Raw genomic sequence first — 15,493 nt, forward strand, 5'->3', positions numbered from 1 at the left:
GCACCGCCCCCTGGATGGCCACGCCCCTTCGGGGCTCGCCATGACGGGGGAGGGGACGGGGAGCCGATCTCGGAGGCTGATCTGCACGCATGGGCGAGTCGCGGCCTCTTCTGGTCTCGCGCCGCCGCTTTCGGCTATGGTGCCGGCCGTTCCCGCGGAAGCCGGCGTCATGACCGTACCCGATCCCTTGACCATCGCCCTGCCCAAGGGCCGCATCCTGGACGAGCTGCGCCCGCTGATGGCGCAGGCCGGGCTGGAGCCGGAGCCGGCCTTCGACGACCCGCGTCATCGCGGCCTGTCCTTCGCCACCAACCATCCGCACATCCGGCTGATCCGGGTTCGGTCCTTCGACGTCGCCACCTTCGTCGCCTTCGGCGCGGCGCAGCTGGGCGTCGCCGGGAACGACGTGCTGATGGAGTTCGACTATCCCGAGCTCTACGCGCCGCTGGACCTCGGCATCGGCGCCTGCCGCCTGGCGGTGGCCGAGCCGGTGGACCTGGCCGAAACCGACGACCCGCGGCGCTGGAGCCACATCCGCGTCGCCACCAAGTATCCGCACGTGACCCGCCGCCACTTCGCCGCCCGCGGGGTGCAGGCGGAGTGCATCAAGCTGAACGGGGCGATGGAGCTGGCGCCGACGCTGGGCCTGTGCCGCCGCATCGTCGACCTCGTCTCCTCCGGCGCGACGCTGGAGGCGAACGGGCTGCGCGAGATCGAGCACATCGCCGACGTCACCTCGCGGCTGATCGTCAACCGCGCCGCCTTCAAGACCCGGCCGGAGGAGATCGCCGGCTGGGTCGACCGTTTCCGGAACGCCGTCCATGCCGCTGCGTCTTGATGCCCGCTCGCCCGGCTTCGCCGAGGATTTCGAGGCCTTCGTCTCCGCCCGCCGCGGCGCCCATGCCGACGTCGCCGGCGCCGTCGCCGCCATCGTGGCCGACACCCGGGCGCGCGGCGACGCGGCGCTGATCGACCATACCGAGCGCTTCGACCGGGTGCGGCTGACGCCGGAGACCCTGAGACTCAGCCCGGAGGAAATCGTCGCGGCCAAGGCCCGGGTCGATGCCGAGACCCTGGCGGCCCTGGACCTGGCCGCCCGCCGGATCGAGTCCTTCCATGCGCGGACCGAGCTGCCGAGCCTGTCCTATGTCGACGAGGACGGCATCGGCCTCGGCGCCCGCTGGACCCCGATCGACGCGGTCGGGATCTATGTTCCGGGCGGCCTCGCCAGCTATCCGAGCTCTGTCCTGATGAACGCGATCCCGGCCCGGGTGGCGGGGGTCGGCCGCATCGCCATGGCGGTGCCGGCGCCGGACGGTGTGCTGAACCCGCTGGTTCTGGCCGCGGCGGAGCGCGCCGGGGTGACCGAGATCTGGCGCGTCGGCGGCGCCCAGGCGGTGGCGGCCCTGGCCTACGGCACCGCCAGCATCCGCCCGGTCGACAAGATCACCGGCCCCGGCAACGCCTATGTCGCCGAGGCCAAGCGCCAGGTCTTCGGCGCCGTCGGCATCGACATGATCGCCGGCCCGTCCGAGATCCTGGTGGTGGCCGATGCCGGCAACGACCCGGAATGGATCGCGGTCGACCTCCTGTCCCAGGCCGAGCACGACACCCATGCCCAGTCGGTGCTGATCACCGACGACGCCGCCTTCGCCGACGCCGTGGCGGCAGCGGTCGACCGGGTGCTGGCGCGGCTGCCCAAGGCGGAGATCGCAGGGGCCAGCTGGCGCGACCAGGGCGGCGTGATCGTGGTCGGTTCGCTGGACGACGCGGCGGCGCTGGTCGACCGGCTGGCGCCCGAGCATCTCGAGCTCGCCGTCGCCGATCCGGACCGCATCGCCGACCGGGTCCGCCATGCCGGGGCGATCTTCCTCGGCCGCCATGCGCCGGAGGCGGTGGGCGACTATGTCGCCGGGCCGAACCATGTGCTGCCGACGGCGCGCAGCGCCCGCTTCGCCAGCGGCCTCAGCGTGTTCGACTTCGTCAAGCGCACCACGCTGGTGCGCTGCGACGCCGCGGGCCTGGCCCGGATCGGTCCGGCGGCGGTGCGCCTGGCCCGGGCCGAGGGGCTGGAAGCGCATGCGCTGTCGATCGCCCAGCGGCTGAAGGGATGAACCGCGAGGCCGGCGACGCGGAGGAGGGGCGTCTCGTCGAGATCGTGATCGACGAGAGCGCCGCCGTCCGCCGGTCGCCGGAGGTGGCGCATGAGCGCCGGGTCGCGATCCACGACCTGATCGAGCAGAACAGCTTCCGCCTGGTCGCGGGGCCGCCCGGCCCCTACCGCCTGCGCCTGCGCATGGAGGAGAACCGGCTGATCTTCGAGATCACGAGCGGAGAGGGGGGCGAGCCCGAGCGGGTGGCGCTGCCGGTCCAGCCCTTCCGCCGGATCATCAAGGACTATTTCCTGGTCTGCGAGATCTACTACGCCGCGATCAAGACCGCGCCGCCATCCAGGATCGAGGCGATCGACATGGGCCGGCGCGGGCTGCACGACGAGGGCTCGGTCATGCTCGGCGAGCGGCTGGCCGACCGGATCGCGATCGACCATGCGACGGCGCGGCGGCTGTTCACGCTGCTCTGCGTCCTGCAGATCCGCGGGTGAGCGATGGCGGGGCCGACCAGCGTCCTCTTCGCCTGCACCCAGAACGCGATCCGCTCGGCGATGGCCGAGGCGATCCTGAAGCATGTGGCGGGGTCGCGCATCTTCGTCGACAGCGTCGGGGTGCGGCCGGACGAGCTCGACCCCTTCGCCGTGGCGGTGATGAAGGAGATCGGCATCGACCTCAGCCGCCACCGGCCGAAGGGCTTCGACGACCTCGAGGACGACAATTTCGACCTGGTGATCTCGCTGTCGCCCGAGGCCCAGCACCGGGCGGTGGAGATGACCCGCACCACCGCCTGCGACCTGGAGTTCTGGAACACCTTCGACCCCACTGCGATCGAGGGCAATCGCGAGGCCCGGCTGGCCGCCTTCCGCCAGGTCCGCGACCTGCTGCTGGCCCGCATCCGCGAGCGCTTCGGCGATCTGGAGAAGGAGCGGGCGTGACAATCGTCTCCCGGGTTTCCCTGAATGGCCGGACCGCGGCACAAAACCGCACAAATTTCTTGACCCGGCAGGTCCGGTCGCCCACTTCTTGGGCGGATTCTCAACATGGCGAGTTTGGATGGCCAAGGAAGATTTGATCGAGTTCTCGGGCACCGTGACCGAGCTACTCCCCAACGCGATGTTCCGGGTGAAGCTCGACAACGACCATGAGGTTCTCGCGCACACCTCGGGCAAGATGCGCAAGAACCGCATCCGGGTGCTGGCGGGGGACCGGGTCAATGTCGAGATGACCCCCTACGACCTGACCAAGGGTCGCATCACCTTCCGCTTCAAGTAACCGCCGTGCCCGGTCAGGGCACGGCCGACGTGCTTATCCTCGCCTCGGCCTCGCCGAGGCGTCTCGATTTGTTGCGCCAGATCGGCATCGTGCCGGACCAGGTCCTGCCCGCCGATCTCGACGAGACCCCGCTGAAGCGCGAGCTGCCCGGCCCGCACGCCCGGCGCCTGGCCCAGGCCAAGGCCGAGGCGATTCGGGCCCGGGCGCCCGGCGGCTTCATCCTGGCGGCCGACACCGTGGTCGGCTGCGGCAGGCGGATTCTGCCCAAGGCCGAGACCGACGCCGAGCTGCGGCAGTGCCTGGAACTGCTGTCCGGCCGGCGCCACCGCGTCCATGGCGGCGTCTGCCTGATCGCGCCGGACGGCACCATACGCCAGCGCCTGGTGCAGAGCAGCGTGATCTTCAAGCGTCTGACCCCGGACGAGATCGACGCCTATGCCGCCTCGGGCGAGGGCCGCGGCAAGGCCGGCGGCTATGCCATCCAGGGGCGGGCGGCGGCGCTGATCCGCGCCATCGAAGGGTCCTATTCCAACATCGTCGGCCTGCCGCTGTTCGAGACCGCGCAACTGTTGCGCGGCGCGGGCTTCCGCTGGTGAAGACGGTCGAGGTCACCTCCACGGACGGCGTGCTGCTGGCCGGCGTGGTGATCGACGGCCGGCTGACCGATCTCGCGGCGGAACGCCTGTCCCAGCCCAGCCTGGCCGGCGCGGTGGTGCTGGCGCGGGTCGAGCGGGTCGACCGCGTCTCGGCCGCCGCCTTCCTCGACATCGGCACCGGCCGCAGCGGCTACCTGCCGCTGCGCGGGCCGGACGCCGACGCGCTGCGCGCCGGCGCGCCGGCGATCGTCCAGATCGTGGCCGACCCCCGGGGCGAGAAGGGGGCCGAGGCCACACGCGACGTGGCCCTGCCCGGCGCCGGGCTGATCCATCTGCCGTTCTCGGCGAGCGTGGCCGTATCGACTCGGCTCGGCCCCGCGGCGAAACGGGACTGGCGGCAGCGCCTCGAAGGCGGCTGGATCGTGCGCGCCGCCAGCGCCGGCATGGCGGTCGACGCGGTGCTGGACGAGGCGACGCGGCTGGCGCGGCGCTGGGAGGCGGTCGCCGACCGCGCCGAGGCCACCCGCGCCCCGGCGCTGCTGGAGCCGGCGCCGGGCGCCGCCCGCCGGCTGATCCTGGACCATCCCGACGCCGCCCGAATCGTCGTCGACGGCGCCGCCCTGCTGCCGCCGCTGCAGCGCTGGGCCGCCACGGCGGTGCCCGGCCTCGCGCCCCGCATCGCCGCCGGCGCCGCGCCGCTGGGCGACGCGCTGGACACGCTGCTGAGCCCGACCGTGCCGCTGCCCTCCGGCGGCAGCATCACCATCGAGGCGACGCGCGCCCTGACCGCGATCGACGTCGATGGCGGCCGGGCGCCCGACCATGTCCGCGCCAACCGCGAGGCGGCGGTGGAGATCGCCCGGCAGCTGCGGCTGCGCAACATCGGCGGCACCGTCGTGGTCGACTTCATCTCGATGCGCCGCGGCGGCGACCGCGCGGCGCTGCTCAACGCCTTCCGCGGCGCGCTGGCCGACGACCCGCTGCGGGTTCAGCTGAGCGAGTCGCTGTCGCCGCTGGGCCTGGCAGAGCTGGCGCGCGAGCGGCGCGGCCAAGCCCTGGCCGACGTCGTCCACGTCTGACGGCGGGCTTGAAGCCGCGTGCCGAAGACCCGATTCTGAGAGCCATGACCACGATCACAGAGACCAAGGGGCGCTGCCCGATCTGCCGCAAGCCGACGGTGCATCAGTACCGTCCGTTCTGCTCGCGCCGCTGTGCCGACATCGATCTCGGCCATTGGTTTTCCGAGGCTTACACGGTCCCGGCGAAGCCCGAGGACGAGGCCGAAGAAACATTGCAGCCGGATGAAGATCAGCGCTAGACAGCCGCCGTCCGGTTTCCTATAAGCACGGCCTCCGCACCGCGGAGCCAACGGCGCCCAGGTAGCTCAGTTGGTAGAGCAGGGGATTGAAAATCCCCGTGTCGGCGGTTCGACTCCGTCCCTGGGCACCATTCTCTCTTCTCATCAGCGACACAGGCGCCTTGCGAGGCGGCCGATTTGGGCCGAGGCCCGATCGGCCGATCAGATCAGCAGCCTGCAACGATCCGATGCCGTCAGAGCAGGAAGGCGTCGGCCGTCAACTCCTGCGTGACGCCGGCGAGGTGGATGGAAACCAATCCGAACCACCAATTGCCCCCCACATCGATCACGACGTCGGTGCCGTCCCCGGATCGAACGAGGCGAACTTCGCGGCTCGCGCCGCTGAACTCGTCGTATCCGATGAAGGTGAGGTTCGAGGGCAAGCCGTTGATCGGAGGGCGCCAGTCGGTAAATTCGCTGAGGATGGACAGGTCGATCTTGTCCTGCTCTTGCGCATTGAACGTGAAATCGGTGATCACGTCCGGATCGTCCGGGCGGCTGGCCTCGATCCAATTGAAGACGAACACATCATTTCCGGCGCCGCCGGTGATCTGGTCCGAGCCTGTGGAGTTGGACATGATGGTGTCGTTCCCATCCCCACCATCGAGTTCGAAATGTGTTCCGGCAGGAGAAAATGTGGGATCGGCACCGAGGAAGATCAGATCGTCGCCGCTCTCACCATAGACGTGGCCATTATTTGTCGGAGCCTTAAAGTCCACAGTCGCATACAGCAGGTCGTTGCCGGCCCCGCCGTGTACGAGCGTATTGTTGCCCATGAAGTTGATCGTGTCGTTGCCGTCGCCGCCATAGAGGCGGTCATTCGCCACGACCGCGCGGGTGCGCGTGTCGATAACATCGTCTCCGGCGCCGCCGAAGATGGTGTTCTCTCCTCCTGTGGGATAGTCGGCATCGATACGCACTGTATCAACGCCGTCACCGAGGAGGATCAGGCTGGACCTGCCAATCAGGAGTTGATCGTCGCCGGAGCCGGCGAGAACAATTGCATTGTCGCCCGTGTCGATCGTGTCGTTGCCGCGTCCTGCGAGGATGAGGTCGGCCTCTGCATCCAGGCCAAAGTCTTCCCTCGCGTCGATCACGTCGTTGCCATCGAGCCCGAGGATCAGGTCCGAGGCAGCCGTGCCGGTGAGGCTGTCATCCGCCATGGTCCCGATGATCAGGTTCGGCAAAGCGGCCAGGGCGTTGTCGATATAGTCCCGGATGTCCGTGCTGTCGAACGGCAGTGCGGCTTCGAGTGCTGAAATGCGCATCGACGTTTCCCCCATCTGGCTTGCCGCCGGCTCACCTCACGGGAAAGGCCTTTTGTCCCGGCCGATATCGGCGGCTTCGATTTTCCAGGCTCATTAGGACCGCGATCGATCCAATTTGATTTTATTCTGTCTGATGGCGGTCGGCAATGAGGGGGCCGTTGTAGAGAAGCGGAAACGGACGCCAGCGGATCTGCCGGCGTCCGCTTCTGGGTAATCCCGCTACTCCGCCGGCGCCGCGGCCACCCGCCGCGGCCGCTCCAGGTCGGGCAGGAAGACCGTGAGCAGCCCGATCAGCGGCAGGAAGGAGCAGAGGCGATAGACGAAGCCGATGCTGGTCAGGTCCGCGACCTCGCCCAGCACCGCGGCGCCGATGCCGCCCATGCCGAAGGCGAAACCGAAGAACAGGCCGGCGATCGTGCCGGTCTTGCCCGGCACCAGCTCCTGCGCATAGACGACGATGGCGGAGAAGGCCGAGGCCAGGATCAGGCCGATGATGATGCTGAGGACCACCGTGCCGGTCAGCCCGACATAGGGCATGGCCAGGGTGAAGGGCAGCACGCCCAGGATCGAGCCCCAGATCACGACCTTCCGGCCGAAGCGGTCGCCGATCGGGCCGCCCGCCACCGTGCCCACGGCGACGGCGCCGAGGAAGATGAACAGGTGGATCTGCGCCTCCTGCACCGACACGCCGAAGGTCTGGATCAGGTAGAAGGTGAAGTAGCTCGTCAGGCTGGCCAGGTAGACGTACTTCGAGAACACCAGCAGGCCGAGAATGCCGAGCGACAGGCCCACCTTGCCGCGCGACAGGTCGACCGGCGCGACGGGACGGCGCGGCTTGGCGGCCTGGCTGCGCCGATGCCGCTGGTACCAGGCGCCGACGCCGGTCAGCACCAGGATGGCGAGCAGGGCGGCGGCCGAGAACCAGCCGATGCTGGCCTGGCCGCGCGGCAGCACGATGAAGGCGGCGAGCAGCGGGCCGATCGCCGAGCCGATGTTGCCGCCGACCTGGAACACCGACTGCGCGAGGCCGTGCCGTCCGCCCGAGGCCAGCCGGGCGATGCGCGAGGATTCCGGATGGAACACGGCGGAGCCCATGCCGACCAGGGCCGCGCCCAGCAGCAGCAGCGGGAAGGTCGGGGCCACCGAGAGCACGACGAGGCCGACCAGGGTGAAGCCCATGCCAAGCGGCAGCGAATAGGGCTGCGGCTTGCGGTCGGTGTACAGGCCGATCGCCGGCTGCAGGATCGAGGCGGTCAGCTGGAACACGAAAGTGATGAGCCCGACCTGGCCGAAATCGAGGCCGAAATCCGAGGCGAGCATCGGATAGAGCGCGGGCAGCAGCGACTGCATCATGTCGTTCAGCAGGTGGCTGAAGCTGATCGCGGCCAGGATGGTGAAGACCGTTCCGTCGGTTTCGGGCCTGCGGCCCAGGGTTCCGCTCGTCATTCCGGTAGTCCCGATGGCCGCTGAGCGGCCATCACTAAGGCGCCCGGAGGCGGGAGTGCCTCCGGTTTGGGCAAAGATACGCCTTTCGTGACGCCCTGCTTTCGTGGTTTGGTCTATTAGCTTCGAGACTGGGCCATGGTTCGCAACACCGCCCCCTTCGACTACGAGGACACGCCCCGCGCGGTCATCGCGGTCGGCAACGACTATCCGGCGCACTACGTGATCCTGCCGCATCGCCATCGGCGGTCGCAGCTGCTGTACGGCAGCAACGGCGTGCTCATGGTCCGGACCGAGGCGGGGCGCTGGGTGGTGCCGCCGGAGCGCGCGGTCTGGATCCCGGGCGGCATCACCCATGACGTGCAGCCGATCGGGGCGGTGAAGGTCCGCAGCGTCTATGTCGAGCCCGACGCCGTCCCCGGCCTGCCGGCCGACTGCCGGGTGGTCGGCGTCTCGGCCCTGATGAGCAGCCTGCTGATGGAGGCGGTGGACCTGCCGCTGGAATACGACCTCGACGGCCGCGACGGGCTGGTCATGGCGCTGATCCTGCAGGAGATCGCGCGCATGCCGGTGCTGCCGCTGAACCTGCCGCTGCCGGGCCATGCGGCGCTGGCGGCGCGCTGCCGGCGGTTCCTGGAAGGGCCGACGCCGCACGACACGATCGACGACTGGTGCGGCGCGCTGGGCATGAGCCGCCGGGCCTTCACCCGGCTGTTCCGGCAGGAGACCGGCCTCAGCCTCTCCGGCTGGCGGCAGCAGGCCTGCCTGTTCGCGGCCCTGCCGCGGCTGGCGGCGGGCGAGGCGGTGACAACCGTCGCCCTCGATCTCGGCTATGACAGCGCCGCCGCCTTCACCACCATGTTCAAGCGCCTGCTCGGCGCGCCGCCCAGCCGCTACTTCGCGGCGGGCGCGAACGGCGCTTCCGGCCCCAGCCCGTAGGAGGTGACGCGCAGCGCCTCGCGGATGTCGGGGATCGCCGCCTCCGCCGCCGCGTAGCCCAGGTCGATCAGCTCCGCCGCCCGGTCGAACTCGGCGGCGCCGATATGGCCGAGCCTGGGGTCGATCGCCACATCCGGCGGCTCCGCCGCCAGGCGGGTGCGGCCCATGCGGTCGAGGATGATGTTGAGCGAGGCCATCATCACCCCGAACAGGCTCGGCATGTCCGGGTCGCGCCGGAACAGCTTGCGGGCGACGCCGTTGATGCCGCCCAGCAGCATGCCGCCCGGCATCAGCTCGAGGATGTCGAAGCCGGCGATGCGGGCATAGCCGCCCTCAGGCACCCGGGTCCGGCCCATGATGTCGCCGTTGAGGTTGACCGCGATCACCACCTCGGCCCCCAGCGCGCGGCAGACCGAGACCGGCACCGGGTTGACCAGGGCGCCGTCCACCAGCATGTGGCGGCCGATGTGTCGCGGCGGGAACACGCCCGGCAGGGCGTAGGAGGCTTGGACCACCTCCGACACCCGGCCCTCGCGCAGGCAGACCTCATGGCCGGTGAACAGGTCGACGCAGACGGCGCCGAAGGGCACGCCGAGATCCTCGACCCTGAGGTCGCCGAAGCTCTGGTCCAGGAGCCGCCCCAGCTTGCGGCCGCTGATCAGGGCAGGCAGGCCGAGGCCGAAATCGAGATAGGACACCATTCGCTGCCGGTTCAGCCCGCGTGCCCAGGATTCGAGCATGTCGAGCCGGCCGGAGAGATGGGCGGCGCCGGCCAGGGCGCCGACCGAGGTGCCGCACACCACCTGCGGCTTGATGCCGGCGGCGTCGAGCGCCCGCAGCACGCCGATATGGGCCCAGCCGCGGGCGATGCCGCCGCCGAGCGCCAGCCCCAGGACCGGCGGGGCCGTGCCGCCGGAATCAACGGTCATGAGACCCGCCGGATGCGGCCGTCGACCTTCGGCGACACGGTCTTCATCGCGGTGACGTAGTCCATCACCACCGTCGCCATCAGCCGTGCGGCCGAAGTGTCGATCAGCACCTTGCCCTTGGTGAAGGCGGCATAGCCGTCGCCGCCACCGGCCATGTAGTCGTTGGTGGCGACGCGGTAGACCGTGGCGTCGTCCAGCGGCTTGCCGTCGACCGTGACCGAGATCACCCGGCTGCCGGGCGGCTTGGCGGGGTCCCAGACGAAGGCGAGGCCGGAGACCTGCGGGAAGCGGCCGGCGACACCCTCGACCTGGGACACGCCGTTCTCCAGCGCCGCGCGGATCTCCGCGCCGGTCAGCTCCAGCAGCACCGCGACATTGCCGAAGGGCAGCTCGGCCAGGATATCCTTGCGCGTCAGCTGGGTACCGGCGGCGATCAGCCGGTCGCCGCGCACGCCGCCGCCGTTGACGATCGCCATCTGGGCGCCGGAGACGCCCCATCGCAACCCGTCGGCGATCAGGTTGCCCATCGTCGTCTCCTGGGTGCGGACGGCGCCGCGCTGGCTGTCGAGCTCGACCGAGGTGGTGCCGATGACGATGCCCAGCGCGTCGTCCAGCGCCTTGTTGAAGGCATCGACCTTGCCCTGGATCTCCGGGTCCGGCTCGACCCCCGCGGTCGGGCGCACCTCCCAGCTCGGAAGCACCGCGATCACCGGCCCGTCCTTGGTGTCGCGGGTCGAGATCTCCAGCTCGACCACGCCGAGATAGTGCGAATCGTAGCCGGCTTTGAAGATCAGGACGTTGTTCTCGTAGAACATGATCGGGTCGTGGTCGTGCCCGCCCAGCACCAGGTGCAGGCCCTTGACCGACTGCGCCAGCTGCCGGTCCTGGGAGATGCCGAGATGGGTCAGCGCCACCAGGATGTTGGCGCCCTCGGCCTTCAGCGCCTCGACCGCCTGTTTCGCCGTGGTGATGATGTCGGGGAAGCTGATGTCGGGGCCGGGGCTCGACAGCACCGCCGTGTCCGGCGTCAGGATGCCGAGGAAGCCGATGGTGTAGTCGCCGACCTTGCGGGTGGCGGTGGCGACGCCGCCGCCGAAGGGCTTGCCGTCCTTGCCCAGGACATTGGCGCCGAGCCAGGGGAACTTCGATTCGCCGATCCGCTGCGACGCCAGCTCCGGCCCGTAGTCGAATTCGTGGTTGCCCCAGACCGCGTAGTCGACGCCGACCGCGTTGAACAGGTCGATCATCTGCGAGCCCTTGGTCAGGCCCGACATCACCGAGGGCGACAGCGTGTCGCCGCCGAAGGTGGTGATGCTGTGCGGGTTCTCGGCACGGGCCTGCTTCAGCAGGGTCGCCAACTGGCCGAAGCCGCCCTGGCCGCGCACCGGCCCGATCTCGTAGACGTCGTTGACGTGCAGGAAGGTCAGGCGCAGCGGGGCGGCCGCCGCCCATCCCGGCAGGGGCGCGGTGGCGAAAACGGTGGCGAGCATGACCTGGCGGCGCGACGGGCCCTGCATGGCTGGATCTCCCTCCGGATGGTGGTGCCAGAATGGACCGGCCCGCGGCCCGGTGTCATCCTCCGCCGCGTTGCGACGCGGTGACAAGTGAGCGGATCGGATGACACGGGATACCCTTTACCATCCGGCCACCGCCGACACTTCTCGTACCGTGCCGAGCTACTGGGAGGACACTGCCGGCCCGGCACCCGAGGGCTGCGCGCCGCTGGCCGGCGACGAGGCCTGCGACGTCGCCGTGATCGGCGGCGGCTATACCGGCCTTTCGGCGGCGCTGCACCTGGCCCGCGACCTCGGTGTCGATGTCCGGGTGCTTGAGGCGGGGCCGATCGGCTGGGGTGCCTCCGGCCGCAACGGCGGCTTCAACTGCGTCGGGGCCGCCAAGCTGTCCGGCCCGGCGATGCTGCAGCGGGTCGGCCGCGACGAGGTGCGGCGCTACTACGCCGCCCAGGTCGAGGCGACCGAGCTGGTGGCGACGCTGGCCCGGGACGAGGGCATCGATCTCGACCGCCAAGGCGACGGCGTCATCAGCGTCGCCCACAAGCCGAGCCGGATGCGCGAGCTGGAGGAGGATGCGCGCTGGGACCGCGAGGTCTCCGGCCTGGTCTCGACGCTGTGGAGCCGGGACGAGCTGCGCGAGCGCGGTCATGCCGGGCCGGAGGCGCATGGCGCGCTGCACCACGCCGCCGGCTTCGGCCTGCATCCGCTGAAATACCATCGCGGCCTGACCCGCGCCGCCCTGGCGCGCGGCGCCCGGATCCACGAGCGCAGCCGGGTCATCGGCTGGGAGCGGGAGGGCGGCGGGCACCGCCTGGTCACCGCGGGCGGCTCGCTGCGGGCGGAGCGGGTGCTGATCGCCACCAACGGCTACACCACCGACGGGCTGCATCCCCATCTGGCCGGCACCTTCCTGCCGGCCCTGTCGAACATCGTCGTCACCCGGCCGCTGACCGAGGCGGAGCGCACGGCCCAGGGCTGGACCACCGGGACGCCGCTGTCCGACACCCGCAACCTGCTGTTCTACTTCCGGCTGCTCACCGATGGCCGGCTGCTGCTCGGCGCCCGCGGCGGCACCTGGGGCAGCCCGGAGGCGGCGGCGAAATATCGGCGCTGGCTGGAGGGGCGGATCGGCATCGCCTATCCCGCCTGGCGCGGGATCGAGACCACGCATTTCTGGTCCGGCCTGGTTTGCCTGTCGGCCAATCTGACGCCGATGGTGGGTCAGGTGCCGGACGATCCGGGCGTCTGGTACGCGCTGGCCTATCACGGCAATGGCGTGGCCAGCGCCGGCTGGGCCGGCCGCGCCGTCGCCCACGCCATGACCGGCAGCCCGGTGCCGGGCGTCGGCATCCCGGCGCTGATGGCGACGCCGCCGACGCGCTTCCCGCTCGGCGCCCGCCGGCGCTGGCTGCTGAAGGCCGCCTACATCAAGTTCATGCTGCAGGATCTTCTCTGAGAGCCTTGGCTCTGACGCCGGGGCAGCTCCGCAGTCTCGGCATTTGGCGAGGCGGCCGGCCGGACCGTAGCCTGCCTGCATGCCGACCTGCGGAGCGACGCCGTGAAGATCCTGACCCTGCAGAACAACGACCGCACCCCTTCGGGCCTGATCGGCGAGGCGATCGCGGAGGCGGGCGGGGCCGAGGATGTGCGCTTCCCCGATCATGGCGATGCCGTGCCGGCCGACGCCTCCGGCCATGACGGGCTGCTGGTGCTGGGCGGGGGCCAGTTCGCGGGCGACGATGCCGCCCATCCCTATCTGCCGGCGGAGCTGGCCGCGATCCGCGCCTTCGCCGCCGCCGGCAAGCCGGTGCTGGGCATCTGCCTTGGCGCCCAGCTGCTGGCCCGGGCGCTGGGCGGGACGGTGCGCCGCCACCACACGCCGGAGGTCGGCTTCACCGCGATCGAGGCGACCGAGGCCGCTGCATCAGACCCGCTGCTGTGCGGCCTGGCGCCGCTGCCGAAGCTGATGCATTGGCACTACGACACCTTCGACCTGCCGCCGGGCGCGACGCTGCTGGCGACCAACGCGGTCTGCCCGAACCAGGCGTTCAGCGCCGGCCCGGGCGTGTACGGGCTGCAGTTCCATCTCGAGGTCACGGCCGACATCGTCCAGGGCTGGGTCGACGCCACTTCAGACTGGGTGCCGCGGGAGCTCCCGGACTTCTTCGCGGCCTATCGCACGCAACTGGCCGAGCATTGCCCGGCCTCGGCCCGCTTCGCCCGACAGGTCGGGCTGTGCTGGATGGAGATGGTCCGGGCAGCGCGCGCGGAGAGCCAGCGGGCGGCCTGAGGGCGGGCGATGACCTTCGACGATGTCTGCGCCATCGCCCTGGCCTGGCCCGGCGTCGAACGGTCGACCTCCTACGGCACGCCGGCGCTGAAGGTGAAGGGCAAGCTGCTGACCCGGCTGCGCGAGGACGGCGAGACGCTGGTCGTGCCCGGCGTCGGCTTCGACGAGCGCGAGATGCTGATCGAGGCCGAGCCCGAGGTGTTCCACCTCACCCCGCATTACCGCGACTGGCCGATCGTGCTGATGCGGCTGCCGAAGGCCAGTGCGGATGCGGTCGAGGCCCTGCTGCTCCGGCGCTGGCGCGAGCTCGCGCCGAAGCGGCTGGTGAAGGACTTCGACGCGGCTGCGGGCTGATCCTCAAGTATCCGGTTCAGCTCTTCAGTTGTGATTTGATCTCTTATTGTCATTGCCGGGCTTGACCCGGCAATCCAGGGGCCATCCAGAGCGGCTTCGACATTCCCTGGATGCCCGGGTCAAGCCCGGGCATGACAGCATAAAAATGATCGGATTTCCAAATCCATAGGTCTGTCATCTTTAACCGGACGACCCGCGGTTGATCAGCCCGGCAGCATCCGGCGCAGCACGCCGTCGCGCAGCGCATAGTGATGGATCAGTGCCGCGGCGGCATGCAGCCCGGCCAGGATGATGATCGCCCAGGCGACCGTGTCGTGCAGCCCGCCGATCCTGTGCGCCAGGTCGGGATCGGGCGCGAAGGCCGCCGGCACGTCGAACAGGCCGAAGAACTGGAACGGCTCGCCCTGCGCCCAGCGGAACAGGAAGCCCAGCACCACCTGCGCCGCCAGCAGCAGGTACAGCGCCCGATGCGCCGCCTTGGCCGCCAGGTGCTGCAGGCCGGTCGTCGCCGGCGGCAGGCGGCGGCCCCGGCCGCCGCGCCAGGCGAGCCGCGCGATCAGCACCACGGTCAGCAGCAGCCCGAACGAGATGTGCAGCGACTGCGCACCCTTCCGCAGCGGCGTGCCGCGCGGCAGGAAGCCCCAGATCTCCGCCAGCGCGAACAGCGCGATGACGAGCGCCGCGGTCAGCCAGTGCAGCAGGATGGTCGCCCGGTCGTAGCGGCCCGCGGGCTGGTCGGTCGGGGCCGCGGTCATGGCGGCCGGCTGGATCGTCATCTCGATGCTCGTGGCTGTGTTGGCAGTGGCTCTTGCGGCCTCGGCCTGTTCGCCTATACAGCCAGCGGAGATACGATCAATACGCAAGACAATTCGACGCAGCGGCGCATCACAGCCGCGCCATCAGCATGGCGAAGCGGGTCAGGCCCTCCGGCCAGGGGCCGTGGCCGCTGGCGCCGTCGAGGCCGCCGGCGTCGCCGGCATCGATGAACTGGCTGCCCCAGGCGGCCGCGAGGTCGTCGGCCACGGCCAGAGCGCAGCGCGGGTCGCTGGCGCTGGCGACCAGCAGGGAGGGGAAGGGCAGCGGGTCCCGTGGCACAGCCTCGTAGCCGGGCACGCCGGCCGGGTCCGGCGGCGCCACCAGCAGCGCCCCGGCGACGCGGCCGTTCAGGCGCGGGGCGGCGAAGGCGACGGCCAGCACGCCCAGCCCATGGGCGATCAGCACCACCGGCTTGTCGGCGGCATCGACCGCGGCGACCAGGGCGTCGACCCGGCTGCCTCGGTCCGTCGGGTCACCGGCGCTGCCGACCCAGCGCGCGGTCTTCAGCCGCGATTGCCAGCGCGACTGCCAATGCCCCTCGTCCGGCGAAGCCAGGCCGGGGACCATGAGGATGTGGGCGTCGGAAGATTTCATGACGAATGTG

General features: G+C 70.5%; 18 protein-coding genes and 1 tRNA gene. 13 read left to right on the forward strand and 6 right to left on the reverse strand.

All coding sequences use genetic code 11. The annotated features are described in order from the left end of the window. The first annotated feature begins 169 nt into the window (after positions 1-169). From hisG to ACFW16_RS28925, 9 genes are all read left to right on the forward strand, one after another. Positions 170-838, forward strand: a complete 669-nt coding sequence (hisG, locus tag ACFW16_RS28885) for an ATP phosphoribosyltransferase (protein ID WP_380311665.1) — start codon at positions 170-172, stop codon at positions 836-838. Then, complete coding sequence (hisD, locus tag ACFW16_RS28890) at positions 822-2,114, forward strand: histidinol dehydrogenase (RefSeq protein ID WP_380311667.1); 1,293 nt, start codon at positions 822-824, stop codon at positions 2,112-2,114. Before hisG ends, hisD begins: the two co-directional genes overlap by 17 nt. Continuing rightward, positions 2,111-2,602, forward strand: a complete 492-nt coding sequence (locus ACFW16_RS28895) for a UPF0262 family protein (RefSeq protein WP_380311669.1) — start codon at positions 2,111-2,113, stop codon at positions 2,600-2,602. The genes hisD and ACFW16_RS28895 overlap by 4 nt, the downstream gene beginning before the upstream one ends. A 3-nt stretch (positions 2,603-2,605) precedes the next feature. Then, positions 2,606-3,046 carry an arsenate reductase ArsC gene (locus ACFW16_RS28900; RefSeq protein WP_380311671.1) on the forward strand — a complete coding sequence of 147 codons (441 nt, stop codon included), beginning with the start codon at positions 2,606-2,608 and terminating at the stop codon, positions 3,044-3,046. A gap of 118 nt (positions 3,047-3,164) precedes the next feature. Next, entirely contained in the window at positions 3,165-3,383 is a 219-nt protein-coding gene (infA, locus tag ACFW16_RS28905; protein WP_026870679.1) for a translation initiation factor IF-1, read from the forward strand. A gap of 29 nt (positions 3,384-3,412) precedes the next feature. Beyond that, entirely contained in the window at positions 3,413-3,979 is a 567-nt protein-coding gene (locus tag ACFW16_RS28910) for a Maf family protein (protein WP_380311673.1), read from the forward strand. Next, entirely contained in the window at positions 3,976-5,058 is a 1,083-nt protein-coding gene (locus ACFW16_RS28915; protein ID WP_380311675.1) for a ribonuclease E/G, read from the forward strand. The genes ACFW16_RS28910 and ACFW16_RS28915 overlap by 4 nt, the downstream gene beginning before the upstream one ends. A 44-nt stretch (positions 5,059-5,102) precedes the next feature. Then, positions 5,103-5,297 (forward strand): DNA gyrase inhibitor YacG, encoded by a 195-nt coding sequence (locus ACFW16_RS28920; protein ID WP_380311677.1) that lies wholly within the window; start codon positions 5,103-5,105, stop codon positions 5,295-5,297. Positions 5,298-5,352: 55 nt separating this feature from the next. Next, positions 5,353-5,428: transfer RNA gene (locus ACFW16_RS28925), tRNA-Phe, on the forward strand. 102 nt (positions 5,429-5,530) lie between these two features. Here ACFW16_RS28925 and ACFW16_RS28930 read toward each other — a convergent pair. Both ACFW16_RS28930 and ACFW16_RS28935 read right to left on the reverse strand, forming a co-directional pair. Continuing rightward, entirely contained in the window at positions 5,531-6,604 is a 1,074-nt protein-coding gene (locus ACFW16_RS28930) for a calcium-binding protein (RefSeq protein ID WP_380311679.1), read from the reverse strand. Between the two features lie 219 nt (positions 6,605-6,823). After that, entirely contained in the window at positions 6,824-8,050 is a 1,227-nt protein-coding gene (locus ACFW16_RS28935; RefSeq protein WP_380311681.1) for an MFS transporter, read from the reverse strand. Positions 8,051-8,185: 135 nt separating this feature from the next. Here ACFW16_RS28935 and ACFW16_RS28940 point away from each other — a divergent pair, with 135 nt between their 5' ends. Next, complete coding sequence (locus ACFW16_RS28940; protein WP_380311683.1) at positions 8,186-8,986, forward strand: AraC family transcriptional regulator; 801 nt, start codon at positions 8,186-8,188, stop codon at positions 8,984-8,986. On the opposite strand, the gene ACFW16_RS28945 is transcribed toward ACFW16_RS28940, so the two are convergent. Both ACFW16_RS28945 and ACFW16_RS28950 read right to left on the reverse strand, forming a co-directional pair. Continuing rightward, a complete protein-coding gene (locus ACFW16_RS28945) occupies positions 8,941-9,915 on the reverse strand; it encodes a patatin-like phospholipase family protein (protein WP_380311685.1) in 975 nt (324 codons plus the stop codon). The two genes, ACFW16_RS28940 and ACFW16_RS28945, sit on opposite strands and share 46 nt — an antisense overlap. Next, entirely contained in the window at positions 9,912-11,432 is a 1,521-nt protein-coding gene (locus tag ACFW16_RS28950; RefSeq protein ID WP_380311687.1) for a bifunctional metallophosphatase/5'-nucleotidase, read from the reverse strand. Before ACFW16_RS28950 ends, ACFW16_RS28945 begins: the two co-directional genes overlap by 4 nt. 100 nt (positions 11,433-11,532) lie before the next feature. On the opposite strand from ACFW16_RS28950, the gene ACFW16_RS28955 reads away from it, so the two are divergent. The 3 genes from ACFW16_RS28955 (at position 11,533) to ACFW16_RS28965 (ending at position 14,073) form a co-directional block, all read left to right on the forward strand. Then, positions 11,533-12,885 (forward strand): NAD(P)/FAD-dependent oxidoreductase, encoded by a 1,353-nt coding sequence (locus tag ACFW16_RS28955; RefSeq protein ID WP_380311688.1) that lies wholly within the window; start codon positions 11,533-11,535, stop codon positions 12,883-12,885. Positions 12,886-12,987: 102 nt separating this feature from the next. After that, the gene (locus ACFW16_RS28960) at positions 12,988-13,719 is read left to right on the forward strand and encodes a type 1 glutamine amidotransferase (protein ID WP_380311690.1); all 732 of its coding nucleotides are present in this window, start codon (positions 12,988-12,990) and stop codon (positions 13,717-13,719) included. Between the two features lie 9 nt (positions 13,720-13,728). Further along, a complete protein-coding gene (locus ACFW16_RS28965) occupies positions 13,729-14,073 on the forward strand; it encodes an MmcQ/YjbR family DNA-binding protein (protein ID WP_380311692.1) in 345 nt (114 codons plus the stop codon). 203 nt (positions 14,074-14,276) lie between these two features. Here ACFW16_RS28965 and ACFW16_RS28970 read toward each other — a convergent pair whose 3' ends face one another. Next, a complete protein-coding gene (locus ACFW16_RS28970) occupies positions 14,277-14,849 on the reverse strand; it encodes a cytochrome b (protein WP_380311694.1) in 573 nt (190 codons plus the stop codon). 109 nt (positions 14,850-14,958) lie between these two features. Next, positions 14,959-15,483 (reverse strand): RBBP9/YdeN family alpha/beta hydrolase, encoded by a 525-nt coding sequence (locus ACFW16_RS28975; RefSeq protein WP_380311695.1) that lies wholly within the window; start codon positions 15,481-15,483, stop codon positions 14,959-14,961. Between the last annotated feature and the right edge of the window lie 10 nt (positions 15,484-15,493).

It is taken from the genome of Inquilinus sp. NPDC058860 (genome assembly GCF_042743185.1).
Lineage (GTDB): Bacteria > Pseudomonadota > Alphaproteobacteria > DSM-16000 > Inquilinaceae > Inquilinus.